The following is a 25,498-nucleotide window of genomic DNA, read 5'->3' on the forward strand; positions in this document are numbered from 1 at the left end:
CATACTCTCAATGTTTACGTATATACAATATATAGATCGAAACAATTGGTTAACACAAGATATCATCAATATGTTGTTTTTGTGAAAAATATATATATTTTACTATATGGAGGGTTTTACGATGAAGGTGCTGGAGGAACATCAATTATACGACATCGGCGAGCGGGTCATTGGGGCACAAGATCTGGACATGCTGCGGGAGAATGCGAATTTGAATGGAGAATCGTTCAGCGGCAAAATGAGCAAGCTTGGGTCCGAGTATGCCAAATGGTATGCGCGCCTGCGGGTACTTCCGCCTGAACTGACGAACGCGATTGACCACGGATATGTATATGTTCACGATTTGGACCAATATGCGCTCGGAACTACGAATTGTATCTTTATCCCTTTTGGTCGTTTACTGCGAGACGGCTTCAATACAGGCAACGGCTCTGTGCGCACACCGCAAACAATTATGTCCGCTATGGCACTAGTCGCCATTATTTTTCAGTCTCAGCAAAATAGCCAATTCGGAGGTGTCTCCGCCAATAAAATAGATTGGGACCTTGCCCCATACGTTGCCCGGTCCTTCCGCAAGCATCTGCGCAAGGGACTACGGTTGTTCGAGGAAGAGATAGAATCCAGTCTGTCTGACGACGAACTACATATGGCCAATCCCTATTTGCAAGAAGTCTGCCCTCGTTCATACGCATTCGCACGCGAAGAAACGGAAACGGAAACCCGGCAGGCTGCCGAATCGCTCATTCATAACCTGAACACCATGAGCAGTCGGGCGGGTGGACAGATTCCATTCACTTCACTGAATTACGGAATGTGCACGTCTGCTGAAGGACGGCTTGTTACTCAATCGCTGCTGGAGGCCACTATTCGCGGCTTGGGTAGCGGGGAAACTCCTATTTTTCCGCAGCATATTTTCCAATGCAAAGAGGGAATCAACCAGGCAGAAGGCGACGTCAATTATGATTTGTTCTTACGGGCGGTAGAATGCTCTAGCAGACGGATGTATCCCAATTTTGTGAATGTGGATGCCACCTTCAACCTGCCTTTTTACCGTGCTGATGACCCGGATACCATTATAGCGACAATGGGTTGCCGTACCCGTACCATTTCTGACCGTTTCGGCAGAAACCGGCAGAGTGGCAAGGGAAATCTCTCCTTCAATACCATTAATCTGGTGCGGCTTGGCATTGAGTATGGTATTTGCACAGGCAAACGCCTGACACCTGACCGTGATCGCTTTGATGCGAGACTGGAAGAAGTTATGCGCATTGCGGTGGATGGCCTAATCCATCGCTATCAAATCCAGACAAGCCAGCCGGCCAAAGCTTCGGACTTTATGATGCGTGAAGGGGTATGGGAAGGTGGAGAAGAACTGGCGCCAGATGATAAGGTGGGAAGCGTACTAAAGCACGGTACGCTTTCGATCGGGTTCATCGGGCTGGCTGAGTGCATGAAGGCACTATACGGGAAACACCACGGTGAGGATGATTTCGTATACCGCGAGGCACAGCGAATCATCACTTCCATGCGCGTGTATTGCGATCGAATGAGTGAATATCACAACTTAAATATTACATTGTTCGCTACGCCTGCCGAAGGTCTGTCGGGAAAATTCACATTGCTGGATCAACGTGATTTCGGAATTATCCCTGAGGTAAATGATCGAGAATATTACACGAATTCTTTTCATATTCCCGTGTATTACACGCTCCCGGCTGCTCGTAAAATCAGCTTGGAAGCTCCGTTCCATAACCTATGCAACGCTGGTGCGATTTCATACATCGAGCTGGATGGTAACGCGCGGAATAACCCGGATGCGTTTCTTAAAATTGTTCAGTACGCGCTGCATCAGAACATCGGCTACTTCTCCATCAACCATCCGGTGGATCGTTGTACGGAATGTGGTTATGAAGGGATTATCGGGACAAGCTGCCCCCAATGTGGCACAGATGAGGAGCATACACACTTTCAGCGCTTACGTCGGGTAACCGGATATCTGACAGGAGATTATACCGTTCGCTTTAATGCTGCAAAACAGGCAGAGGTTCGAGACCGGGTGAAACATAAGTGAATTTGTGTGGCTACATTCCGGAATCTCTGAACGAAGGATACGGCCTGCGCACCGTCGTGTTCATTAGCGGTTGCCGTCACGCCTGTCCCGGATGCTTTAATCCAGCGTCGTGGAGCTTCCGTGCAGGTGAGCCATTCACCCCCCAACGACAACAGGAAGTCATTCGTGACATCATGGATAATCCGTTGTTGGACGGACTGACTCTCTGTGGGGGAGATCCGTTTTTCTCAGCAGCAGAATGCTCGCAATTTGTGCGTGACTTCCGCGAGGCCTGTCCCGACCGAACCGTGTGGGCTTATACTGGCTTTGTCTATGAAGATTTACTCACAGATCAGGAGCGACAGGAGCTAGCGCTTTTGTGCGATGTGATTGTGGATGGTCGTTTTGTAGAACAGCAAAAGGACCTGACCCTTCCCTTCCGGGGCAGTCGCAACCAGCGTCTGGTAGATGTAAAAGCCAGTATTCAGGCAGGCTATACCGTTTCATTGGCTTAACGCGAAGTTTACCCAGCAAGATGCTATATATCTAAGACAAGTCCCCATCATGGGTAAGGCTTGTCTTTTTTCATATAGCTAACAGATTCCATTGGAGTTTCTATTGCGCATCCTGTAAGTTTCACTTATGATGGTGAACAAGTATACGAGTGCATAATTATTCGTCATACCTTAACCGCATAGCTTGGAGATAGGTGTCTGTTCTATTCAGATCAGGCTTAAAAGGGAAGCCGGTGCAAATCCGGCACGGTCCCGCCACTGTAAACGGGGAACTTTCAGCTGTTCATATATCCACTGGTCCACAGACCGGGAAGGAATGCTGAGAGTCATGATCCGTAAGTCAGGAGACCTGCCTATTTTAACAACATCGCAAGTACCTACGGAAGATAGGGAGGTGTTAAGAGCAGTCGCCGTATTTTTGATTTTTTAATCACGGAGGCATTCTTTCCCCTACTTATTTTTAACTCTGGGGGGAAGAATGCCTTTTTTGGTACGTAAAAATAAAACAGCTACCCACTAGGAGGAAAAGTACATGTCCATTAATGAATGGCCTGAATTGTCCGGCTTGATTAGCAGTAATCTGGGATATCCGCGTATCGGCGAAAACCGGGAATGGAAGAAAGCACTGGAACGCTTCTGGAACGGCAGCATTAACGAAAGCGAACTGCAGACGGAGATGAAAAGATTACGGTTGGAGCATCTGAGCAAGCAGCGTGACAAGGGGATTGATCGCATTCCTGTCGGAGACTTCTCCTATTACGATCACATGCTGGATACATCTGTGATGTTCGGTCTGGTACCCGAACGGTTCAACCATCGTCCCGCAGGTCCGGTTCCTCTGTCCGTGTATTTCGGGATCGCTCGTGGACAGAAGGGAGCAACAGCCAGTGAAATGACCAAATGGATGAATACCAATTATCACTACATCGTTCCTGAATTGGCAAACGCAGTCCCGGTGTTCACTGAAAATAAACCCTTACAGGCTTATCGTGAAGCAAAACAAGAACTAGGCATTGATGGGAAACCGGTCCTCATCGGCCCCTATTCATTCGTTACCCTATCCAAAGGCTATGATCGTAAGGATTTGGCCACCATCGTACGAAGCTTCCTGCCACTGTACACCCGTATCCTGTCTGAACTAGCGGCAGAAGGCGTTCAGTGGGTCCAAATCGATGAACCTGTCCTGACCACCTCATTCCCGGCAGAGGATTTGGACATTATTCAGGAAGTCTATGAAGCTTTGACTCAAGCTGCGCCCTCTTTAAATATAATGCTGCAAACCTACTTTGGCAGCCTCGATCATTATGAGCGTCTGTCTGCACTTCCGGTACAGGGACTGGGTCTTGATTTTGTGTATGATGATGGCGAAAATCTTCAGCATATATTACAGCATGGCTTCCCTAAAGGAAAAACGCTGGGCGCTGGGGTCATTGACGGGCGCAATATATGGCGCAGCGACCTGAACGCTGTGGCTGCCCTGCTGGGTCAGTTAGCAGAACAAACCACTGCCGCACAGCTTATCGTACAGCCATCATGCAGTCTGCTGCATGTGCCAGTCAGTCTGGAGGCAGAGCAAAAGCTGGACAAGGAGCTGGTGCAAGCGCTGGCCTTTGCCGATGAAAAGCTGGAGGAAATCGCCGTCCTGACGGCTGCACTTGGCAAACACGATCCATCCGCACTCGCCAAGCTTGAGCAAAGTGCGGATGCGGTAGCCCGTTTCAACAGTTCAGCGGCACGCGTACAGACAGCTACCGATCTGGCCGACCTGTTGGCAAAAGAGCCTCTGTCACGCAGCGTTCCTTTCGCCGAGCGTCGTGAGATTCAGCAAAATAAGCTGAAGTTGCCTCCACTGCCTACGACGACCATTGGTAGCTTCCCGCAAACCGCCGAGATCCGCAAGGCCCGCCTGCACTATCGCAAAGGAGAATGGTCTGCCGAGCAATACCGGGCGTTCATCCAACAGCAAATTAAGGAATGGATTGATATTCAGGAGGACATTGGCATTGACGTGCTTGTTCATGGGGAATTTGAGCGGACCGACATGGTTGAATTTTTTGGCGAAAAGCTGAACGGCTTTGCTTTTACGCAAAACGGATGGGTGCAGTCCTACGGCTCCCGCTGTGTTAAACCGCCGATTATATACGGAGACGTTTCCTTCGATCAGCCCATGACCGTGGAAGAAACGGCATTCGCCCAATCGTTAACCTCTAAGCCTGTTAAGGGAATGCTTACAGGCCCTGTGACCATTTTGAACTGGTCTTTTGAACGTAACGATATTCCTCGTAATCAAGTTGCTTTACAGTTGGCTCTGGCATTACGGGCAGAGGTAGAGGCACTGGAACAAGCGGGCATCGGCATGATTCAGGTCGATGAGCCTGCAATTCGTGAAGGGCTTCCACTGAAAAAAGAACAACAGCAAGCCTATCTGGATTGGGCGGTTCAAGCCTTCCTTGTGACCACGGCCACCGTTGAGCCTGCGACCCAAATCCATACGCACATGTGCTATTCCGAATTTCAGCATATGATTCAGTCCATCTCCGATATGGATGCCGACGTTATATCTATTGAAACTTCGCGAAGTCACGGAGAACTGATTGTCAGCTTTGAAGATCAGGTATACGACAAGGGCATCGGTCTAGGCGTGTACGATATCCACAGTCCGCGCATCCCCGATGTATCTGAAATGCTAAGCATGATCCAGCGTGCCCTGCGCGTACTGCCATCAGATTTGTTCTGGGTTAATCCGGACTGTGGTCTGAAAACCCGCACCAAGGAGGAATCTGTCGCCGCCTTGCGACTAATGGTACAAGCGGCTCAAGCAGCCCGGGCTGCATTGGCTGTATCCAACTAATTTTTTTATCGTATCGAATCGCGCCATCATTTCACCATATCCTATTCCCCTTCCCGGCCCTTTTTGCTAAAAGCCGGGAAGGGGGATTTATTCTAGGTCATATAATGTATAAACACCTTGAATATGCTCCATTTTCATCTGCTTCATATGTACGCCTAAGCCATGTTCTCGATCCCAGGAGCAACTAAAATTCAAATACAGTTCATCCTTTGCCGATGAGTCGGAAATCAGTATAGACATAAGTTGTATTCGATCCAGCAATTGTTCCGGCCGCTCCACATAAGGCGCATATTCATTGGGGTCCTCTCCCCATGTACTGTAAGCATTCCGGTACTTTTCCACTATGCCAGCATAATGATGGTGTATGGACTCCAACACTTGAGGATGAATAGCTGACGAATATTCCATATACTGCTCCCATGTCTTTTTTTGCAACTGAGTAGGTTCTTCTATAGTCTGTGCCTGTTCTTCGGAATCGGCTCCCACGATAAATTCGACTTCTACTTCCGAGGGTTGCCCGCAAAAATTAAGATGTACTACACCACGCAGAACAATCTCCTCAGATACATCCCAAGACTCATCATCCTGTTCCAGTTCCATATACCAATGTTTCCAATCCACCCTTTACCCACCTCTTCATAAAAAGTAATCTTTAACCCTATTGAATACTTTACAATCTATCATTTTAATGAATGAAATTAAAGTAGCATCCTATTGGTGCTTCCAGCCATATTTCGAGGAATTTCCAAATAAAAATACTTTTTTCTACAACATTCGCTATTCAATAAAGCCTTCAAGAAAGAAAATCTGCCCATTTTGGCACAAATATTTTATTATTAAAAATTTAGTACCTTGCATTAATCAGTACATGATGTTAAATTATACCTGACTACTGTTCTATAATTAGTACCCGTGACAAATTATGCACAAACACACGTTTCTTCCCCTTATTCCGAACGACACCTATGAATCATTGATAACATCCAGGAAGGGAGCACCGCTCGTGAATGTGAACATCCAATTCAAAAAAGGGGTACTGGAACTGTGCGTTCTAGTTCTAATTGGACGCAGAGACCGTTATGGCTACGAGTTAGCTCAAGCCGTCTCCCGTCATATTGAAGTAGCTGAGGGAGCCCTATATCCACTGCTTCGCCGTCTGGTATCAGAAGGATACTGCACAACGTATTTACAGGAATCGACCGAGGGGCCTCCCCGCAAATATTATCGGCTGACCGATACTGGCAGCCATTATACAAGAATACTTACGCGGGAATGGAATGATTTTGTCCATCATGTCGCAAGCCTACTGGAGGAAGGGAATTCCGATGAATAGAAAACAGTTTCTTACAGAGGTAGAGCAGCTTCTTTCTCCTCTCCCTGCAGAGGTACGCAATGAGCTGCTTAGTGATTTGAGCCAGCATTTTGACTACGGGTTGGTTAATGGCAAAAGCGAAAGTGAGATTGCCAATGAACTGGGTAACCCGGAGGATATTGCCCGAGAAGCGTTGGATGATCCCAATGCAGCCTGGAACGCTTCTCCTCCGCTTCGTCAGGGAAGCTTCGCACGTAATCTTTTTACTTTCTTAGGGCTACTGTTTCTCAATTTGCTAATCTCCATCCCGATTATGGCTACCCTATGGGCAGTATGGGCTTCATTGGCCGTGGTATCGGTCAGCTTCATTGCAGCCCCCCTTCTCGCCGTTACTGATTATGCACTAAACAGCACCTTTTACCCGGCCAAATTCTTTTTCTCTATCACGCTGACGGGTATAGGTCTATTGCTGCTGCCTGGAGTACGTTATCTCCTACTCCTTATGGTCAAGGGCACAGTACGATACTGGAAATGGAATTTGACTACCCTGAGGGGAGCTTACTAACAATATGAATAAAAAGTGGTTTATTGCAGCAGGCCTGTGCATTGTCATCGGTGCAGCCGGAATGGTGGCTTACGGTGCCCCATGGAATCAACAAGTCATGAAGGAAACAACTGCGATTAACAAAAAATGGACGTTTACACGTGGTCAGCTACAGAAGCTGAAAGTGGACAGTTCTGATGATGTCTCTATTTTGTTTACTCCTGGCTCTGGCGACCAAGGTACGATACGCATTAGCGGAGAAGTTCAGACAAAAGTAGCCGACCAGATTCATAATGCCCAAATTGAGAACGGTAAGCTTACCATTCAATCGGAGCCGGCCCCTTCCTTGTCATTCTTTTCGATCACTCCTGATTTGGATCAAACGATTACCGTAGAGATGCCCTCTGGCGAAACACTAACTGACCTACAGGTAGATGCACATTCAGGGAATGTAAAACTTCAGGATGCCTCCGTGCAGAATACTTCCATCACCGCTACTTCAGGCACTGCCGAGATTACAAACCTCCAAAGTACCCACCTGATTGCAAATTTAACATCCGGCAATTTTACAGCCAGTCAGCTTGCAGCAGATATGGAGTTGAAGCTTACTTCAGGTGATGTTACCATTCGCGATTATAGCGGTAATGGTCTTCTCTCCCTAACCTCAGGGGAGACAAATATTACACAACGTGCCGTAGCCAACTTGGAAGTGAATGCTGATTCTGGTGACGTGAAGATTAAGCAAGCTCCCGATTTTAAAGGTGTTTATAATGTCCGCTCTGACTCTGGGAGTATAAATACTCCCGAATCTGTTCCCGGTAGTGTGAACGTGATTAAGGTCGAAACCACTTCAGGGGATATTTATATTTCCAAATAAAGACCTCTAAATGAATACCTCATCAGAGGCGAAGTTTGGTTCAATGAGTTTAACCTTGTATAATGTAACCATGTGCTCAGATGCACAACCACGTTATGGATTGATAAGGAGGAGACTGGATGGAACTTAAGAATAAAACAGCCATTATTACAGGGGCCAGCAAAGGAATCGGTAAAGCAATTGCCGAAACTTTAGCTAAGGAAGGCGTCAACCTGGGATTAATTTCACGCACATTGACTGACCTGCAAAAGCTGCAGGATTCGCTGGGGAGTACATACGGTGTGAAAGTGGTGAGTGCTGTTGCAGATATATCGGATCGCGCACAGGCCGCTGCCGCTGTAGCTTCACTGGAACACGAGTTGGGCGCTGTTGATATTTTGATCAACAATGCAGGCATTGCTACCTTTGGTACAGTCGCAGATATGGACCCCGAAGAGTGGGAACGTATTATTCGCGTAAACCTGATGGGAACCTATTATGTCACACATGCTGTTCTTCCAAGCATGCTGGCACAAAAGAGCGGAAACATTATTAATATCTCCTCGACGGCAGGAGAAAGAGGTTTTGCAACAGGCTCAGCATATTGCGCGTCCAAATTTGCTTTGATGGGCTTCACGGAAGCACTGATGCAGGAAGTTCGCAAATCTAACATTCGCGTTACCGCGCTGACTCCAAGCACTGTCAATACAGAACTGGCGGCAAATGCAGGATTGCCTATTGGTGATGAAGATCGCATGCTTCAACCGCAAGATTTGGCCGATCTGACATTAGCCGCATTGAAACTGCCTCCACGGGTTCAATTAAAAGTAGCCGGTATTTGGACAACCAACCCACAGTAATTCGACACGACATCTTAGATTCATTGGCTGTACAATGCTCCGGCAGACGTAATTGTTCGTCATGCCGGAGCTTTTTTTCAGCATAGCTATACCAAAACAAACTGTAATATAAGCGCTTTTTACTTCCAGCATATATACATACAATTCCTACAACTATAAGCGCATTTCAGGAAAGGGGAAAAATGATGAAGAACACAGGAATGACACGGCCATTAGACCATTTGGGCCGCATTGTGCTGCCCAAGGAGCTGCGCAATTCTATGAATATTAATATTGGAGATGCTCTCGATTTTTTTATTACCCCAGAGGGACTGATGATTCGCAAGTATACGGGGGTTTCTTGCTATTTTTGTGGTGCCGTAGATCATTTGAGCTATTTCAGGGATCATCTGATATGTAAAAGTTGTATTGAAAATCTGAAGAGCGATAATCCTTCCAGTCATTTGAGTGAAGCACGTTCTGTCCAGCCCAAGAAAAGAAGGAGTTACAGAAATCAGAATGATCTCCTAAATAAACTAAAACAGCTCATGCAGGAGCATCCTAATGTATCTCAAAAAGAATTAGCCGAAATGCTCGAACTATCCCAGGGACGCGTGTCGCAGCTTAAAAAGCTACTCCTTTAAATGATCCGGTCCGATCTCGTCTGTTATTATCAACAAAAAAAGAGCCTGACGGCTCTCGGATCATCATCGTTACGCAATGTCAGAATGCTCCATAACCGGGACTCGATAGGCCAGCAAGGACTCGTCTATTACGGCAGAAATAAACGTTGCTTCTATTTCAGGCACCAGTCTAAGCGCATAATTCCATGCGTTTTCTTCAATTTGCAGCGCAAGTCGTTGCCGGGTCCCAATCCCGCTCTCTTGCTCCAACGCATCGGAGAGGTCCACTAATTCCGTATCGGCGGCGTGCCCGATCTCATGTGCAAGCACAACCGTAAAATACTCCTCAACTCGATCAACGCTGCCGAACATTTGTAAACACTGTGTTTCAATAACGTCCGTATACATGGTAATGGCGTGAGCATTCATGGCATATTTGCCCCCAATCAGCCTTCCACCAGGAAAACGTTTCTCCAGCTTGACTGTCACACCTATAGCAGCCCGTTCCAAAAGCTCAGCGACAATGCGCTCTGCCTGATATCTTTCCAACTTAGCTTCGCTCCTCAAACCAGGATATATAAAGTTATATTTACTCTAAACTCATGAAATCATGGATGTGTTCATACCATACACAGTACGATATTATACCTTTTTACAAAGGAGAATACCATGTCAGAAGATTATTATATAGGCTGGGGAACGCTTGCCCTTATTAATGCCGGTTTGGCACAATCCAAAAATCGGAGCGGGCTAAATTGGTTTCTGCTCTCCCTATTAATAGGGCCACTGGCTACCCTTTTTATCGTTGCATGGGATAAGCTAGAATCCTAATCCAGCAATTAGGTCATTCCCATCATTATCCGGAATGAAAAGGGCAACCTTGGCGCTTCTGCTGAAGCACTGCATCTGATGCTGTATTAGCCTGCCTCGACATATACGGCTTATCTTGAACTCCGAAATTCGGCTTCACAAGCCGATTATCGTAGGAACTATGAAAAATATGCGTTGTCGCCGGGGATAGCGGGGGGATTAGCCATGTCCAATTGCCTGTCAGTGCGCGCCCAGCCTTGGCCTCCCGTTCCTCAAACAGCTTGAATTGTGCCGCTGCGGTATGGTGGTCGACAATGCTGACTCCCGCCTTTTTAAAAGAATGCAGCACAGCAATATTCAATTCCACCAGCGCCCGATCACGCCAAAGCGTTGTTTCACTCGTCGTATCCAGCCCCATCAGCTTAGCCACCTGTGGCAACATATTATAGCGGAAGGTATCTGCAAAATTACGGGCGCCGATTTCTGTTCCCATATACCAGCCGTTAAAGGGAGCCGCCGTATAGATGATACCGCCAATCTCCAGCGTCATGTCCGAAATCATAGGCACGGCATACCAACGCAATCCCAAGGAAGCGAAACCCCAAAGTTCCGGATGCTCAATGTCTACCTCCATCACCAAATGTTCGGGAATATCAAATAGCTCGGGAGGCCGCCCGCCTGCTTCCACAACCAGTGGCAAAATATCAAAAGGAGTCATCGCTCCTTGCCAGCCCATATCTTTACAAGTATTGGTAAAATCCACCGAGATCGGGTCCCCGATAATCCCTTGATCGGTTTCATATCCAGCGTAACGAATGAGTTGATGGTTCCAGATGCGGATATTCGGCTGCCCCGGCTTGGAGGCGCGAAATACAGTAAGCGTTGGCTTAATTTTACCGCCATTCGTTCCTATGCGTATATGCTCCAATAGCTCACGTACCACTTCCGTCGCATCTGACGCGCCCCGCGCATCCCTGACCAAAAGCTTGTCCCAAAACAAGCGACCGATACAACGGTTGCTATTGCGCCAAGCCATGAGTGCCCCGTGTTCCAGCTCTTCGTAAGTATGATCATACGTTCCAGTTGTCTCTATGTCGTAACGAATATGAAGAAGCCGGGCTTCCGCTTCATCGCGGCTTCGGCCCAGCTCCTCATAACATGTATATATAAACTGCTCCGCTTCATGCAAAAGCTGTCGTTTCACTTCCATAACACACACCCCATCCCGGCAACTCTATGACTCAAGAGCCTGTGGTCTTCCACGCCTTCACGTTATTATACTCCAGTGGCAGAGTGGAACCAACGGGATGTGTATCTTGTTCACCTGATCTCCATATACATGGAAATATATCCCAATATCTTATCCCAAATACGCACTCAGCATCCAGATATGTTTATCCATTGCTTCTCTCAAGCCGTTAAGAAGATCCTCTGTGGCTTTATCCTGTGCTGCTTCCGCTGCTTCCATCCCATTAGCCAGTTCAACAGTGATGGTTTTAAAATCAGCAACAACGGACTTCACCATATCGTCAGCTGTCTGCTCACCTGCGGACTCCTGAATAGCTGAAAGTTGCAAATGCTCCTTCAAGGTCGCAGCCGGACGGCCACCAATAGCCAACAAACGTTCAGCAATCGTATCTAGATTAGCTGTTGCTTCATCGTAAAGCTCTTCAAATTTAGCATGCAGTGTAAAGAATTTAGGTCCTTTCACATACCAGTGGAAATAATGCAGTTTCGTGTACAATACAGACCAGGTAGCTACCTGACGATTTAATGCCTTGTGCAATTCTTGAATAGCCTCTTGTGTAGGTGCGTTCGTATGATTTAATGTACTCATGTTAAAATCCCCTCTCGTTATCATTCAAAATATAGTTGGTGTAAAGCTTGGATACTCGTTAGTAGTAGTGTCTGATTTTCTTCAAAATCCCATGCGTCAATCCAATAAATATTAATCAATTAATTTAGACTTAATCTAAATCCTGTTTTAATTATAACACTCTGTCGATGTTTTTCAAGTCTTTATTCGGTTTCAATCATGAAGATTACGTGAATTGATTGTAAATCTACATGCAATCGGACATCCACAATCAGGACTTGTTTATCTTTTATACATAGGTTACATCAATAGGAGGATAGAAGATGTTAATTTTGTCTGCTAAAGCATCTGTATTTTAGGCAAAATCCATAACCTACCTCATACCTAACCAAGACAAAAAAGAGCCGGCCCTTAAAAGGGGCGGCTCTTTTATTATTCTTGTATCTCTGAAGGTTCCACGATTAAAGGTACAACCTTGCCAGCATTTACATCAATCAGACCATGATCGGTAATCTTCAAGGCTGGGCTGACTGGCAAAGAATGCGTACTCAGCGACATGATTGGATTGTAATGGCGGTAACCCAGCGACAGCAAGGCTGAACGCAGCGCCTTCACATGCGCTGCAACCATTTCCAGCGGTCCTTCTGTTAAAATCCCGCCTACGGTTAACGGCAAATGGGACAGCACCTTGCCATTTTCAACTACGCAAAAACCGCCTTGGCTGGCAAGAACCGTATTCGCGGCCAATATCATATCTTGCTTGTTATGCCCTACGACCAGCAAGTTATGGTTATCGTGCGAATAGGTGGTTGCCACTGCCCCACGTTTAATCGTATCTCCCCCGATCAAACCGTAAGCACGGTTGCCATTCTTTCCATATCGCTCAAACGTAGCGATGAGTCCATGTTCACCATGTTCCCATACCAGTTCACCCTGCTCCACATGTGCAGGTGCAATCCGTTCACTCGTAAAAGTTGAGCCATCCTTGACCATCATAACACGGCATTGATGTGTGCCATCAGCTACATCCATCTTTACAGTAAAATCCTGCTCGGTGAGCGGATTGAGCTTCACACTTTGATAAAAATGGGCGGGGAAGCGACATTTTATCGGTGCCTGATGGTATTCCTCGAATTTATCAAAAACCTTGTGTCCGTCCTTATAGACTTGCTCCACATCAAACTGACCAAGATCGGACAGCAATACAAAGTCAGCTATTTTTCCCGGTGCAATTGTTCCGCGGTCATGCATACGCATCCGTGCAGCAGGAGTAAACGTAGCTGCATAAATGGCATCCTCGGGCTTCATGCCCATTCCGATAGCTTTACTTACGATATGGTTCAGATGCCCTCGTTCTACGAAAGAGTCTGGCATCACATCATCCGTTACGAAGCAAAAATGTTGTGCCACATCTTCCTGAATAAGATAGTCCATCACTTCAGGGGTCATGGATTTTTCCTGGATTTCAATAAACATCCCGGCGGCCATCCGCGCCTTCATACCTTCAATACTTTGGTGAGTATGGTCTGAGCCTATTCCCGCATAGATCAACTGATGCAGGTCCAGATCAAGCAGCTGCGGCGTATGGCCTTCAATGATCAGCTCCGGGTAATGCTCACGAACATGGCGTAAGATGCGATTCGTCTTGCTCTCCGGATCACGAATGACATCCACATAGTTCATAATTTCACCCAGGCAGATCATTTCACCGGTTTGCAGCAGGGCATCTATCTCGGGAATATCGATCTCGCCTCCTGAGGTTTCGAGCGGCGTTGCCGGGACAGAGCTTGGAATACCGTAGAACATATCAGCCACGCAATCTTTGCTGGCTTCCATCATTTCCTGAATGCCTTCCAATCCGAAAACATTCGCCATTTCGTGCGGTTCCGGTACAATCGTCGTTACCCCATTGCGAATCAGCCCATAGGAAAAGGTTGCCGGTGTCACCATTGTGCTCTCGATATGCAGATGGATGTCAATCAGGCCGGGAATCATATATTTCCCATGCCCCTCTACAATCTCAGCCACCTCAAAAGACTCCAGACCACGCTGACCGATATACATAAACTTACCGCCAAGTATAGCTACATTACCTTCTTCGAACGTCTTGTAGTAACTGTTATACACCTTAACTTGTAAAATCATTTTGTCTGCACGCATGATGTATCTCCTTCATCGAACCCGCTGATTATTGGACCAGCACCATTTTATCTGCCGGAAAATGCAGGGTAACCCGCTGACCACTCAGGTAAGGCGTATCCATTTCCTGATTAGCCGTAAAGTTGCCTTTCGCCGTTTCTACCACATACTGATAGCTACGCCCCAGGTAAGTACTTACCTTAATAATACCGGGAAGCTCATTTTCTCCTGTCTCGTTGCCTTCTGTTCGAATGACCAAATCATCCGGGCGAATAGCGCCCTGACGAGCACCCGGCTGGGCAGTACCCTGATTACGCGCTACGCCGAACGAAAGATCGCTTGTATTCAGTTGAATACGATCCCCTTCTTCAGTACGCTCGTCAAAACTCAGAAAATTATTAAACCCAATAAAACGGGCGACAAATTCGGTCGTCGGATATTTAAAAATGGTCGATGGAGCATCTAATTGTTCGATGTTCCCCTTATTCATAATCGCAACCTGGTCAGAAATCGAAAAACATTCCTCCTGATCATGCGATACATATACGGTAGTGATGCCCAGTTCCTGTTGAATACGGCGGATTTCCACACGCATGTTTACACGCAGGTTAGCATCCAAGTTACTCAGAGGTTCATCAAACAACAGCAGATCGGGTTCAATCACAAGCGCTCGCGCAATCGCAACACGTTGACGCTGTCCGCCTGACAATTCACCGGGGAAACGTTTTTCAAATCCCCCCAGGCTAACCGTATCCAGCATGGCCATAACGCGGCGCTTTACATCATCTTCCTTTACCTTGCGTAACCGCAGACCAAAGGCAACATTATCAAAAACGGACAAATGCGGGAAGAGTGCATAACTTTGGAATACAAAGCCGAAGTTCCGTTTATTCACTGGAACCCGAGTATAATCCTTATCGCCAAACAAAAATGTTCCTTGTTTAGCTTCGAGAAATCCTGCAATGAGACGAAGTGTGGTCGTTTTGCCACAACCACTCGGTCCGAGCAGCGAGAGCAATTGCCCCCGTTCGAGTTGCAAATCGAAATCCTGCAAGATCAGTTGGTTGTCATAAGCGACCGATACGCGATCCAGAGTAAGCAGTGCCATAAGGTTGAAGCCTCCATTACCTTTTAGTGAAGTAAGACAATCCCATCAGTCGTTCAATCAAGAACATCAGAATACCGGTCAAAATCATCAGCATAACCGAAATCGCTGCAATCGTCGGGTCAAAATAATTTTCGACGTAAGTCAGCATTTGAATGGGCAGGGTGCTGAAGCCCGGTCCTGTCATAAAGACGGAAATGTCGACATTGTTGAATGATTCCAGAAAGGCAATCAGGATAGCCGCAATAATACCTGAGCGGATGTTGGGCAGAACCACCTTGAAAAAGGTTTCCAGCCGTCCAGCCCCCAAACTAAGCGCTGCTTCCTCAATCGCAAAATCAAAGTTAGACAAACTGGATGCAATGACTCTAATAATGAACGGCAACATAATCACCGTATGTCCGATCAATAGTCCAGCATATACTGGTAAATGGTAAACAATGATCAGATAGCGCAGCAGTGTAAAACCAAGAACAATACCTGGTATAAGCAACGGGGAAAGGAACAAAGCATTCAGCGCATCCTTCCCGCGAAACGAAAAACGACTAAGTGCATAGGCGGCAGGCATACCGATCAACAGTGCCAAGATGTTGCCTAGCAGAGAAACGACAATGGACGTTTTGAACGTGGACATAAACAAATCCACTTCAAAAATATTTTCATACCAGCGCAAAGAAAAGCCCTGCGGAGGAAATTTTAATACCGTGCCCGGCTCGAAAGAAGTGACCGATATGATCAACAGCGGACCGAGCAGAAAGATGAAGACCAGCAGGCTAAAGAAGCCTAGTCCGTAATGTTTCTCCCGCATATCCACCTACCCCTTCGGATTGAGTTTATGGGCCGCCTTATTTAAGAGACCGACCACGATAAATGTAATAACAATCATAATTGTTGCAATAACAGAAGCTAAAAACCAGTCGTTTAGCGTCATCGCATTCTGATACAAAAATGTAGCGATAACCCGCTGTTTTCCTCCAAGTAGTGCTGGTGTCGTATATGCAGTCAGGCTGCCCACGAAAACGAGAATGCTTCCAATGATCAGGCCCGGCACAGACAGCGGAAATACGATTTTACGAAATGCGCTAAATCTGGAGGCCCCGAGGCTCTGAGCAGCATGAACAAGATCACCGTCGATATTTTCGAGTACACCAATCAGTGAAATAATCATCAGCGGTAAAAACAAATGAACCAGACCAATAATCATCGCTGCCGGAGTATACAAAATATTCAGCGGCTCATCCACGAGTCCTAAACCGATGAGCACGTTATTTAACAGCCCCTTGCGACCCAGAATGACCATCCAGCTGAATGACCGCACCACCGGACTCGTCAACAAGGGGAAGATAGCCAGCGCTAGCAAAATCCCTTTACGACGCGGGGCCTTTTGCGAAATATAATAAGCCGTCGGGAAGCCGAGTAATACGCACACGAGTGTCGTTACGACACTGACTTCCAGCGTAGTCAGCAATATTTTCAAAAAATAAGGGTCCTTGAAGAAATGGAGATAGCCTTCTAGGGTGAATGAGCTGTTCTGTACGAAGGTCGAACCGATCGTCAACACAATCGGAATGACCATGAACACCGCCAGAAAGAGCAGACCTGGCAGCAGCAGCCAATACAAGTATGTTTTCTTCATGGGTAGCTCCTTGCGGTTATCAAAATGTTATTCCTTATTCAGCACCTGGATAAACAGCTCCAGAAAAGCTTCACTGTCCACCTGTTCGCACACTTTCATATTGGGGCTATGATTGAGGCGGTTCTGTACATCGCCCACTGTTTGTCCATCACATATGCGACTCGAGGTTTCCACGTCGACATACAACAGCGAGGTATCTACTAACCTCGAATTCAACGCGACACCCACGGCAAGCGGGTCATGAAGCGCACACGCTTTTACCCCGTTGCGTTCTTCATAACGCTTGGTATAAACGGCCGTGCTTTCAGCTACATAATTACGAATTGCTGGGCGGGTCAGACGAGCAATATGATCCGTAGTTAGCAGAGCCTTCCGTGTTACATCCAGTCCCACCTGTATCAATCGACCAAATCCTGCATGAAATACGATTCGTGCGGCTTCAGGGTCAGCATACATGTTGTACTCCGCTACAGGTGTAATATTGCCGCACCCGTGAATAACACCGCCCATAAAAATGACCTCATTGACGTGATCCGTCAGCTCGGGACACTTCAGCAGCGCCAGTGCCAGATTGGTGAGTGGGCCGGTGCAAATAAGCGTCACTTCCCCTGGGTGAGCCATCACGGTATCAATGATGATATCCGGTGCAAAACCTTCGGACGCAGACATGGCTGGTACTACTCCACTCAATGCACCTCCAATGCCGTCTTCTCCATGGACACGGTGCTCGTGCAGGCCTTTACGTATTAAGGGAGCCTCTGCCCCCCGATAAACCGGAATATCCGGTCTATCCAAAAGGTCGAGGATTTTGCATGTGTTCAATGTTGCTTGTTTAAGTGAAACATTACCGCATACCGTAGTAATCGCCTGAATATCCAGCTGACCACTTTTGGCCGCTAGTAAAATACCCAACGCATCATCAATGCCCGTATCTACATCTAGTATGACCTTTTTCATTATTGTGCAACTTCCCGGTTCCAGCGATCTGTCCATGCCTTGATATGATCGTTAACGAACTTCATATCCAGCTTGGTCAGCTTGTTCACTACATCCGCACCGTACGTAATTCCCTCTGTATCCGCACCGGACAGTACCACCTGCGTATTCACCGGAGAATCAACCTTTGCCTTGGCAGATTTTTCTTGAACTTCCTTGCTCAGCTGCCAGTTGATAAATTCCTCAGCCAGCTCCTTCTGGTCGGAGCCTTTCACTACATTAATCGTGTTCATTACTGCGTAAGCACCTTCACTAGGAGCTACAAATTTCGCTCCTGGCACAGCCGCCTGCAAATCTTTGAAGTACATTTCCATGATCGGACCGCCCGCAATTTCCTGTTGACTAAACATGTTCACGAACTCGGACGTTTTACTATAAAACTTAACGATATTCGGACTCAGCTCTTTCAGTTTTCCGAAGGCTTGGTCTTCATTAAACTCCTTACTACCCGCTACTTTGGAGGCTGCATCTACCATCATGGGTCCGGCAGTCGCCGTAATGTTCGGCAGAGTCACGTTTCCTTTGAACTCATTGCCCCACAGGTCAGCCCAAGAGGTCACATTCTTTTTCACCAGCTCCGGATTATAGGCAATACCGAGACGCCCAACTGTATAAGCAGGACCATACTCCTCACCCAGTGGTGCTTTGGCAATGTCATAAATTTGGTTCAGGTTCGGCACCTTGCTGCGATCCAGCTTCTCAAACAATCCCTGTTGAATTCCCTGTTGAGCATAATAATCAGACAGATAAATCAGATCGACGTCTGTGCTGCCTTGACTGATTTTGTTCAACCGTTCTGCGTTATTTCCAATTTCGACTACGATGTCAACGTTATGTTCCTTTTCAAAAGGCTCGTACACTTCTTTGTTAAAAAAGTCCTCGGAAAAGCCCCATGTTGAAATAACTAGTTTCTTTTTCCCATCAGCTGAGCCATCTTTTCCATCTGTCTGACCGCCAGTAGCATTGCTGCCGCAACCTGCCAGTACCACAGATGCCAAGGTCACAGCCATAAATCCTTTAAACCATTTTTTCATATGAAACTCCCCCTGTTTTTTATTCTGCACACCTTATGACACAAAAAAGAAAAGTACTCTTGTAAAACAAGAATACTTTTCTTCGTAAACAAAGAATAAGTTGATCCCGCTGCGCGTTATAACAGGTTCTCCCCTCAGATAGATCCGAAGCGAAAAGCCGAATATCCAATTTTATTAGGATTCTTTCAGTATGATGTTCGTAATTGCCCACTGCGTTGCTGCATCATAATCGCGCAGTAAAGCCTCTATATCGAGCTCCATATCCTCAATCAGCTTCTCGCGAAGTCTCTTCTTGTACAGCATGGACATTCGGAAATCCACTTCCAGCTTCAAGCCGGGGGCTTCCACTTCCAATGCCGCCGAGCGTGGAGAACGCCGGTGCTTCGCCACAAAGGTAACAATGTTGTTCTCAACGGTGGCCCGCAGCAGCGTGGTCCCGAAGCCGAACAGTTCCTTTGAAACTTCATTGTAAATCTGGCACATCCGCTTCTTGCTTTCGTTACTGTCGAGCAGCGTCAATGAACCCACCCTCATCAGCATATTACGTACAATCAATCTTTCAACACGATAGATTATACATAAATATACGATAAATAGCAAACAAAAATCCCTAATTCAATAACATATGATGCGAAAAAGCGAACAATATGTCGAACTTTGTAGCTTTTCAACATTTTTACACTTTTTTTAACTCATCCTCAAGCTTCCGAACGTTGCTATATCCCCCCACAGGATAATTTAAAGTAGACTCCGGTAAATCTCTGGCCAAAGGTTTTATCGTCGTCACTCCAGAGGAAATTTTTTTCTTCTACTATATATGTGGTTTTTACTTAAATGCATTTAACCGTACCCCGCGGGAGTCCCCTAGCGATTGTACGGTTTTTTTATGTTATATAGCTGACTGGCCAGATGGGAACCCCTTCAAGAAAAAGCCGATTGAATCCACGAGGACACGACAAGAGTAGCTGGCCACAGCAGCATAAAGTTAGCAATCATATACGCCTTCTTAAAAGCATAACGATGATAAAAATACCAACAACTCCATGATATGAATATTCCTATCGGGTAGCTCATTATGACATAAGCAAAAATATAACTGATGAGATAATCTCCAGCTGTTGGTGCATCGAAAGAAAATGCGACCACCATCAGCATGACCGGATAGGCAAATAACGTTAAGCCATAAACGATATTCAATATAAGTAAAATGACAAATGCATTTTGATCTTTCATGATGTTCTCCTAACTATTGCAGTCCGCCTGTATCACCATTGTGCAGCCCGTTTGCGTCTCTCCTCACGCCGATCAGCTTCTTCCATTTTCCGAATATAACGTTTCAACTGCTCTTTATGATCGTCCAATTCCTGTATTCGTACAGTTGTGCCTTGGAGAAACGTCTCCATTTTACGTGTTAATTCAGTAGCTGATTCTCCCCGCCATTCATGCAGCCGACCATATATATTTTTCATCTGCTGCTCCTGATGCTGAAGTCTTTGCTTTAGCTGCTCGCATTGCTGTACAGCCCTCCGCAGATCCCCCAGGCTCAAAGATATTCTGCCCATCTCTTTTGCCCCCTGTTGTGTTCTTACAGCTGATCTATTACTGATCCACCATCGTGAATTCCTGACCCTTGCGATCTATATATTCTGCTATCTCCGTAATCGATTCCTGATACCAGCGATTAATCCGATCTAACGTTGCCGTTGCACTATGCGCAATTGGGGTCAAAGACTGACTTTCACTTGTTCCGATATGAGCCTGAAATAACTGGATGGATGCTCGGGTATCGCTAGAGAACCCATGCAGGCTGGAACGCATCTGGTTAGCCGCATGCTTTAGCTCCTCAGGTGTTAATTGAATTGTGCCCCCATTTTTGTTGCCCACAAAATATGCCCCACCATGGGTGCGACCATTTTGCTGTCCTTCTCCCATCAGATTCACTCCCAATGCAGTAGCAGCAAACTGCCCGAAGGCACCCATTTGTCCACCGTAACGTTCAACCAGATCGCCCACGACTTCCTTAAGCTCTGCTCGCGCGGCCAGCATCTGCTCGTACGCCTGCACCCGTGGATTGCCTTCCACCAATTGACCGTCCATCGTGTACAGTGGATTGCTGATATTTCCATTTTCATCAAATGTAAAGTTTTCCATGCTATGAGTGTGCTCTCCACCTAATACAGAATTATAGAATTTGGTGAATGCATCTTGCTGTATCATAGGCAGCGTAACCGGGACAAAAACAATTGGGGACCATTGAGGACCAAAAATAAGATCTCTCAATTCATTATTTTTTTTAAGTGGAACTGAAACAGGAATAGTAAACTTGGCTGCATTGGCAGTCTTATAATCACTCCCAATATGGTACGTTTCTCCCACATGTTGGTTAGCTTTAGTAGCTCCCCCACCAACGGTATCTCCGGGATGGGTAAAAGCCACATTAGTCTTTTTGAACTCTCCTGCTTTTACCCTCTTTTGAAGATCTTCAGGCAATAAATGTACAATGCCCGGAGCAGCAAAACTCACGGATGATAAACCATTTTTCACTGCAATATATTCTGCTTCTGCACCGCCTAAAGAATGACCTGTCGTAGATATTTCGGAAGCGGGGTACTTCTTCTTCACTTCGTCATACAGTGTTTGGGCTTTTGTAAACTGATTATCTTGATACTGGGCTTCATAATGTTGAAATGAGCTTTGTACCTGTGGGGGGAGCTTTTTTATCTCTTCTTGATTATTTGCATAATAATCGTGAACTTGATTTAAAGTTTTTGCTCGTCCGCCCACGACATCGCTGATATCCGTTCCTATGTCCATCACTCTACTCCATATTGGTCTTCCTCCTGGTTCAGTTCCCCTATACCCTATAATCACCTGATTGCTATCCTCATTATGAAAAACGGTCGCATCGAATCCAGAACCGTTCGTGTCATGTAATAGTTTCTCGTCTAAATCAACAACCTTCCAACCGGGAATATCTTCATTTTTATAAGTCTTTGGATCAATATCCAATAGGTAAGCCTCATCTGCTATCTTCCAGTATGTTTTTTCGCTAATATACTGCAACTATTACCCCACCTTGTCTAATCACCTAATATATTATAAAGTTAGAAAAAGTTGATACTTTCAAAAAAGGAGCATCAAAAATTGAAAAAGAAAAAAATTTGGGTTACTGCTCTTATCTTATTCTTCATCCTAGTAGGAGCTCTCTATTACATGCAGTACGCATCAAATGTAAAAAAAGAAGAAGCCGTTAGAGCAGGTATACCTATTGGAAAAGAGTACATCCAAAAATACTATAGGGCTGATTTCATATTTAAGAGTTATGACTATATAGGTAGCTATGTTAATAATACGGTTCATCTAATCGGCTATATAAAAGGGCATGAAGGTCAATCGATATCTATTGCTTACGATTTTGAAAAAAAAGAAGTGCTTAGTGTAACCGGACCGGATTGGTTCATTGACAGTCGATACCCTAAAAAGAATGTTCCACCATTTTAAATATCAAGATTAGTATCCCAAAAAAATACACATGATTCATTTCAATTTAAGAATATATTTTTCCAATCTAAGGAAGTAAAATCATTATAATACTTCCTGTTTACTTGGGGTATAGTTGAAGGTGAAAATAAGTATAAAGTCGTTGGTTACTGCATTTCTGGTCGTGGTTCATACCTAATAACGATTAGGACTTTGTAACTGGATGTTAGAAGAAATTTGCATATATGAACATAATTTTTAGAGGTTGTATTGAGCTAATCCTTATATTGGCTATAATGAGCTATTCTATTATTAATAGACAGAGCAATAATGTTTCTGGGTATATAAAAGGAGAAGAATACAACTTGAAGAAGAAAAAGGTTTGGGGGAGTATCCTTATATTACTTTCCATCCTTGTTGGAATCTTTTGTTACATGCAATATACAGCGAATATAGAAAAAGAAGCATACGTCCAATCTGGCATACCCATTGGAAAAGAATACATTAAGAAGTATTATAATGCCGAGTTTATATACAAAAATTACGACTTTATTGGCGGCTATGTTAACTCTACCGTTTATCTCCGTGGCTATATAAAAGGGCATGAAGGCCAGACAATCTCAATAAATTACGACTATAAGAAAAAAGAGGTGCTCTACGTGACTGGACCAGATTGGTTCATCGACAGCCGCTATCCCAAAAGGATTGTTCCGCCATTCTAAAATCAAGTCTGTATTCAAATAATCAGCCCCATCACAGATGATTTCCCCCTAAATATAAGGAAATAGTATCATTATAATATTTCCTGTTACTGGAGATATATATTTGCAATAAAATTAAGAACCAAGTGATTGTTCACTGCATTCTGGTTGTAGTTCACATTAAATTATAAATAGCATGTTAGGGGAATGTTGCGCAAATGAACACAATCCTTAAATGTTGCACAGTTCTCATCATAATATTAACCATTCTGGGAGGCTGTGGTTTTTCTACTGCTCAAGAGGAAGAGATAGTGGAGACTGCTACTACTGTCAGTATCAAATATATTGAAACTCACTATAATACGGATTTCGTATTAAAAAACTACACTATTGAAGAAAACAGTGTCTTTGCAAGAGTACATCTTTACGGCTATATAAAAGGAAATGATACAGACTTAATTAGGATATCCTATGACTTGGACTCAAAAGAAATCGTCAATGTTACGGGACCGGATTGGTTCATCGACAGTAGGAATCCTAAAAAGAATTCAGAATATTGAACCATGATTGCAGAAAAGGCTCCCTAGGAGCCTTTTCTAGTCATCGTTAGTCATATTTAACGCTATTCACCTTTGGTGCTATGCTTAGTTACACGAATAAAGGGATATTCACCTTTGCTTATTTTACGTTTCCATTCTTGAATCATATCTTCTTGGGTCGGCGGTTTCTCGTTTACAATTGCTCCTGTAGTTTCTTTAGCCATATTCTTTACCCTCTCACGATGGATTAGTTATTGCGTCTTAATCTTTTCTCCAGTCATTTTGATGTTACCATCCATTTCTACCAAACTCGTTTTACATTTTAAACCGATAGCATCCTTCGCGGTCACCTGTATCGTGTTACCCGCATTGAATACCAGGTTTCCGTCAGCTTTTACACGGATATCCTTTTTGCTTCGCAGTTCAATGCCATGGTCATCCAGCAGTCGAATCACCACTTCATCGTCGTTCCCCGTAATTAAAATTTCATTTTTCTCAAATATAATGGCTTTGCGGTACTTGGTCATAAAGATTTTCGTCGACGGGTCCTTAATAAAGTCACCGCCTTTGGATCTCTTTCGGATCGAGTGAGTTACAATGGCGTCTTTTTCTTTAGAGGTCGGAAAGTAGATATCTACAAAGTCAAACAGCTCTGGCATGCAGTACCATCCGGTATTCCCTTCCGATGTATAAAATGTAGCCGTTGGAAAAGAGTAGGTTTCCTTGACGTTCGGCTTGACCTTATCCATTTCATAAAAGAAAACCTTCACATGATCCTGTTCAATTCCAATGACCTTGGACTTCAATGATATGCCACGAATGCTCTCATTTACAATCAAATCCTGTTTCATTCCATCCGATGTAGTCAGCACATATTCATGCCACAAGACACTATGCCGTATAAACGCAACAGACTTCAGGACGTATAAGGTTTTCCCTTTGAATTTAACCTCTGCGCCAATATGCAACAGAACATCTTTGGCCCCTGTCGTTTGTACTTTGTAATACAAAAGATTGTCGTCCTTGCTGGCCCCTGGCTTGGTTTTTCTGGTCATCGAGTAGTTATACTGTTTGAGCTCACCTTGATTGACACCATCCGGTAATCCAAAATAAAACTGAGGTTTGTCTCCAATCGGATCAGGTATCAGTCCCCAACCAAGCCGAGACGCTATACGTTTCAGAAACCACCAGTCCGTTTCGTCGAATTGCATCGTAAATTCCTGTAAAAGCTGATCTTTTAAGCGGCTCGTACAATTGGCTTTGGGATATGATTTGAGTACATGTTCAAGTAATGCCTGCACCTTCATCTTCACATTTTGAAAAGATTTTCTATGAAGCACTTCATCCAGCTGGCTTGTATAGGAGAGGGCTTCGACGACCAAATAGGCTACATTGGACACCAACTTGATTCTGAACTGCGTGACTAATCCCCTAAATAATACAATCTGCTTTTGATCATCATTCACATAAGAAACGACTAACTTAGCTCCTGCCTCCATATGATCTGTGTACTCTTCCATTTGGGCACCCGTTAACACACCTGTCAAAAAGACTTTCACATGCTCATTCATTTTCTGTACAACTTTAACTTTCGGATTTTTAAGAGATAAAACCGTTCCGTTATACTTGATGATTGGATATCCCATGTTACC

The 25,498-nt window shown here is 45.2% G+C and carries 28 protein-coding genes and 1 riboswitch; of the genes, 12 read left to right on the plus strand and 16 right to left on the minus strand.

Annotated elements, in window-relative coordinates; all coding sequences use genetic code 11:
- The first annotated feature begins 121 nt into the window (after window positions 1–121).
- From KAI36_RS25085 to metE, 3 genes are all read left to right on the plus strand, one after another.
- Complete coding sequence (locus KAI36_RS25085; protein WP_220026298.1) at window positions 122–2,071, plus strand: anaerobic ribonucleoside triphosphate reductase; 1,950 nt, start codon at window positions 122–124, stop codon at window positions 2,069–2,071.
- On the plus strand, window positions 2,068–2,565 hold the full coding sequence (gene nrdG, locus KAI36_RS25090; protein WP_023990818.1) for an anaerobic ribonucleoside-triphosphate reductase activating protein: 498 nt from the start codon (window positions 2,068–2,070) through the stop codon (window positions 2,563–2,565). The genes KAI36_RS25085 and nrdG overlap by 4 nt, the downstream gene beginning before the upstream one ends.
- 175 nt (window positions 2,566–2,740) lie before the next feature.
- Window positions 2,741–2,936, plus strand: a riboswitch (cobalamin riboswitch).
- 161 nt (window positions 2,937–3,097) lie between these two features.
- On the plus strand, window positions 3,098–5,416 hold the full coding sequence (gene metE, locus KAI36_RS25095; RefSeq protein ID WP_220026299.1) for a 5-methyltetrahydropteroyltriglutamate--homocysteine S-methyltransferase: 2,319 nt from the start codon (window positions 3,098–3,100) through the stop codon (window positions 5,414–5,416).
- A gap of 87 nt (window positions 5,417–5,503) precedes the next feature.
- Here metE and KAI36_RS25100 read toward each other — a convergent pair whose 3' ends face one another.
- Entirely contained in the window at window positions 5,504–6,037 is a 534-nt protein-coding gene (locus KAI36_RS25100) for a DUF6985 domain-containing protein (protein WP_025720312.1), read from the minus strand.
- Between the two features lie 382 nt (window positions 6,038–6,419).
- Between KAI36_RS25100 and KAI36_RS25105 the strand changes: the two genes are divergently transcribed.
- The 5 genes from KAI36_RS25105 (at window position 6,420) to KAI36_RS25125 (ending at window position 9,611) form a co-directional block, all read left to right on the plus strand.
- Window positions 6,420–6,749 carry a PadR family transcriptional regulator gene (locus tag KAI36_RS25105; RefSeq protein WP_023990821.1) on the plus strand — a complete coding sequence of 110 codons (330 nt, stop codon included), beginning with the start codon at window positions 6,420–6,422 and terminating at the stop codon, window positions 6,747–6,749.
- On the plus strand, window positions 6,742–7,293 hold the full coding sequence (locus tag KAI36_RS25110) for a DUF1700 domain-containing protein (protein WP_025721844.1): 552 nt from the start codon (window positions 6,742–6,744) through the stop codon (window positions 7,291–7,293). Before KAI36_RS25105 ends, KAI36_RS25110 begins: the two co-directional genes overlap by 8 nt.
- A 4-nt stretch (window positions 7,294–7,297) precedes the next feature.
- A complete protein-coding gene (locus tag KAI36_RS25115; protein ID WP_220026300.1) occupies window positions 7,298–8,149 on the plus strand; it encodes a DUF4097 family beta strand repeat-containing protein in 852 nt (283 codons plus the stop codon).
- Between the two features lie 119 nt (window positions 8,150–8,268).
- Window positions 8,269–8,988: a 3-ketoacyl-ACP reductase gene (locus tag KAI36_RS25120; RefSeq protein ID WP_013312448.1), complete on the plus strand. Its 720-nt coding sequence runs from the start codon at window positions 8,269–8,271 to the stop codon at window positions 8,986–8,988.
- A gap of 185 nt (window positions 8,989–9,173) precedes the next feature.
- Complete coding sequence (locus KAI36_RS25125; RefSeq protein ID WP_071643672.1) at window positions 9,174–9,611, plus strand: AbrB/MazE/SpoVT family DNA-binding domain-containing protein; 438 nt, start codon at window positions 9,174–9,176, stop codon at window positions 9,609–9,611.
- Window positions 9,612–9,680: 69 nt separating this feature from the next.
- Here the strand turns inward: KAI36_RS25125 and KAI36_RS25130 are convergent, their stop codons facing one another.
- Complete coding sequence (locus tag KAI36_RS25130; protein ID WP_071643691.1) at window positions 9,681–10,139, minus strand: hypothetical protein; 459 nt, start codon at window positions 10,137–10,139, stop codon at window positions 9,681–9,683.
- Between the two features lie 120 nt (window positions 10,140–10,259).
- Between KAI36_RS25130 and KAI36_RS25135 the strand changes: the two genes are divergently transcribed.
- The gene (locus tag KAI36_RS25135; protein WP_013312451.1) at window positions 10,260–10,421 is read left to right on the plus strand and encodes a hypothetical protein; all 162 of its coding nucleotides are present in this window, start codon (window positions 10,260–10,262) and stop codon (window positions 10,419–10,421) included.
- A 25-nt stretch (window positions 10,422–10,446) separates the two neighbouring features.
- Here KAI36_RS25135 and KAI36_RS25140 read toward each other — a convergent pair whose 3' ends face one another.
- From KAI36_RS25140 to KAI36_RS25195, 12 genes are all read right to left on the minus strand, one after another.
- The gene (locus KAI36_RS25140; RefSeq protein WP_220026301.1) at window positions 10,447–11,610 is read right to left on the minus strand and encodes a nitric oxide synthase oxygenase; all 1,164 of its coding nucleotides are present in this window, start codon (window positions 11,608–11,610) and stop codon (window positions 10,447–10,449) included.
- A gap of 150 nt (window positions 11,611–11,760) precedes the next feature.
- Window positions 11,761–12,237 carry a Dps family protein gene (locus KAI36_RS25145; protein ID WP_220026302.1) on the minus strand — a complete coding sequence of 159 codons (477 nt, stop codon included), beginning with the start codon at window positions 12,235–12,237 and terminating at the stop codon, window positions 11,761–11,763.
- Between the two features lie 411 nt (window positions 12,238–12,648).
- On the minus strand, window positions 12,649–14,376 hold the full coding sequence (locus KAI36_RS25150) for an adenine deaminase C-terminal domain-containing protein (RefSeq protein ID WP_220026303.1): 1,728 nt from the start codon (window positions 14,374–14,376) through the stop codon (window positions 12,649–12,651).
- Between the two features lie 28 nt (window positions 14,377–14,404).
- A complete protein-coding gene (locus tag KAI36_RS25155) occupies window positions 14,405–15,463 on the minus strand; it encodes an ABC transporter ATP-binding protein (protein WP_220026304.1) in 1,059 nt (352 codons plus the stop codon).
- A gap of 16 nt (window positions 15,464–15,479) precedes the next feature.
- Window positions 15,480–16,268, minus strand: a complete 789-nt coding sequence (locus tag KAI36_RS25160) for an ABC transporter permease (RefSeq protein WP_013312456.1) — start codon at window positions 16,266–16,268, stop codon at window positions 15,480–15,482.
- Window positions 16,269–16,274: 6 nt separating this feature from the next.
- Complete coding sequence (locus KAI36_RS25165; RefSeq protein WP_013312457.1) at window positions 16,275–17,096, minus strand: ABC transporter permease; 822 nt, start codon at window positions 17,094–17,096, stop codon at window positions 16,275–16,277.
- 27 nt (window positions 17,097–17,123) lie between these two features.
- Window positions 17,124–18,053, minus strand: a complete 930-nt coding sequence (locus tag KAI36_RS25170; protein WP_220026305.1) for a nucleoside hydrolase — start codon at window positions 18,051–18,053, stop codon at window positions 17,124–17,126.
- Window positions 18,053–19,126 (minus strand): ABC transporter substrate-binding protein, encoded by a 1,074-nt coding sequence (locus KAI36_RS25175; RefSeq protein ID WP_104497685.1) that lies wholly within the window; start codon window positions 19,124–19,126, stop codon window positions 18,053–18,055. Before KAI36_RS25175 ends, KAI36_RS25170 begins: the two co-directional genes overlap by 1 nt.
- A 174-nt stretch (window positions 19,127–19,300) precedes the next feature.
- Window positions 19,301–19,645, minus strand: a complete 345-nt coding sequence (locus tag KAI36_RS25180) for a hypothetical protein (protein WP_023990832.1) — start codon at window positions 19,643–19,645, stop codon at window positions 19,301–19,303.
- 402 nt (window positions 19,646–20,047) lie between these two features.
- Window positions 20,048–20,359 carry a hypothetical protein gene (locus KAI36_RS25185; protein WP_220026306.1) on the minus strand — a complete coding sequence of 104 codons (312 nt, stop codon included), beginning with the start codon at window positions 20,357–20,359 and terminating at the stop codon, window positions 20,048–20,050.
- A gap of 32 nt (window positions 20,360–20,391) precedes the next feature.
- Window positions 20,392–20,688 (minus strand): WXG100 family type VII secretion target, encoded by a 297-nt coding sequence (locus KAI36_RS25190; protein ID WP_220026307.1) that lies wholly within the window; start codon window positions 20,686–20,688, stop codon window positions 20,392–20,394.
- A 37-nt stretch (window positions 20,689–20,725) separates the two neighbouring features.
- Window positions 20,726–22,189, minus strand: coding sequence for a hypothetical protein (locus tag KAI36_RS25195; RefSeq protein WP_220026308.1), 1,464 nt, complete (start codon window positions 22,187–22,189; stop codon window positions 20,726–20,728).
- 81 nt (window positions 22,190–22,270) lie between these two features.
- Here KAI36_RS25195 and KAI36_RS25200 point away from each other — a divergent pair, with 81 nt between their 5' ends.
- The 3 genes from KAI36_RS25200 to KAI36_RS25210 all read left to right on the plus strand — a co-directional run bounded on the left by KAI36_RS25200 (window position 22,271) and on the right by KAI36_RS25210 (window position 23,867).
- Window positions 22,271–22,627 carry a hypothetical protein gene (locus KAI36_RS25200; protein ID WP_053326329.1) on the plus strand — a complete coding sequence of 119 codons (357 nt, stop codon included), beginning with the start codon at window positions 22,271–22,273 and terminating at the stop codon, window positions 22,625–22,627.
- Between the two features lie 344 nt (window positions 22,628–22,971).
- Window positions 22,972–23,328, plus strand: coding sequence for a hypothetical protein (locus tag KAI36_RS25205; RefSeq protein WP_220026309.1), 357 nt, complete (start codon window positions 22,972–22,974; stop codon window positions 23,326–23,328).
- A gap of 197 nt (window positions 23,329–23,525) precedes the next feature.
- Window positions 23,526–23,867, plus strand: a complete 342-nt coding sequence (locus KAI36_RS25210; protein WP_220026310.1) for a hypothetical protein — start codon at window positions 23,526–23,528, stop codon at window positions 23,865–23,867.
- Window positions 23,868–23,929: 62 nt separating this feature from the next.
- On the opposite strand, the gene KAI36_RS25215 is transcribed toward KAI36_RS25210, so the two are convergent.
- Both KAI36_RS25215 and KAI36_RS25220 read right to left on the minus strand, forming a co-directional pair.
- Complete coding sequence (locus KAI36_RS25215; RefSeq protein WP_220026311.1) at window positions 23,930–24,070, minus strand: hypothetical protein; 141 nt, start codon at window positions 24,068–24,070, stop codon at window positions 23,930–23,932.
- Window positions 24,071–24,097: 27 nt separating this feature from the next.
- Window positions 24,098–25,492 (minus strand): phage late control D family protein, encoded by a 1,395-nt coding sequence (locus KAI36_RS25220; RefSeq protein ID WP_220026312.1) that lies wholly within the window; start codon window positions 25,490–25,492, stop codon window positions 24,098–24,100.
- Window positions 25,493–25,498 lie beyond the last annotated feature (6 nt).

The organism is Paenibacillus sp. S02 (assembly GCF_019454065.1).
Lineage (GTDB): Bacteria > Bacillota > Bacilli > Paenibacillales > Paenibacillaceae > Paenibacillus > Paenibacillus polymyxa_B.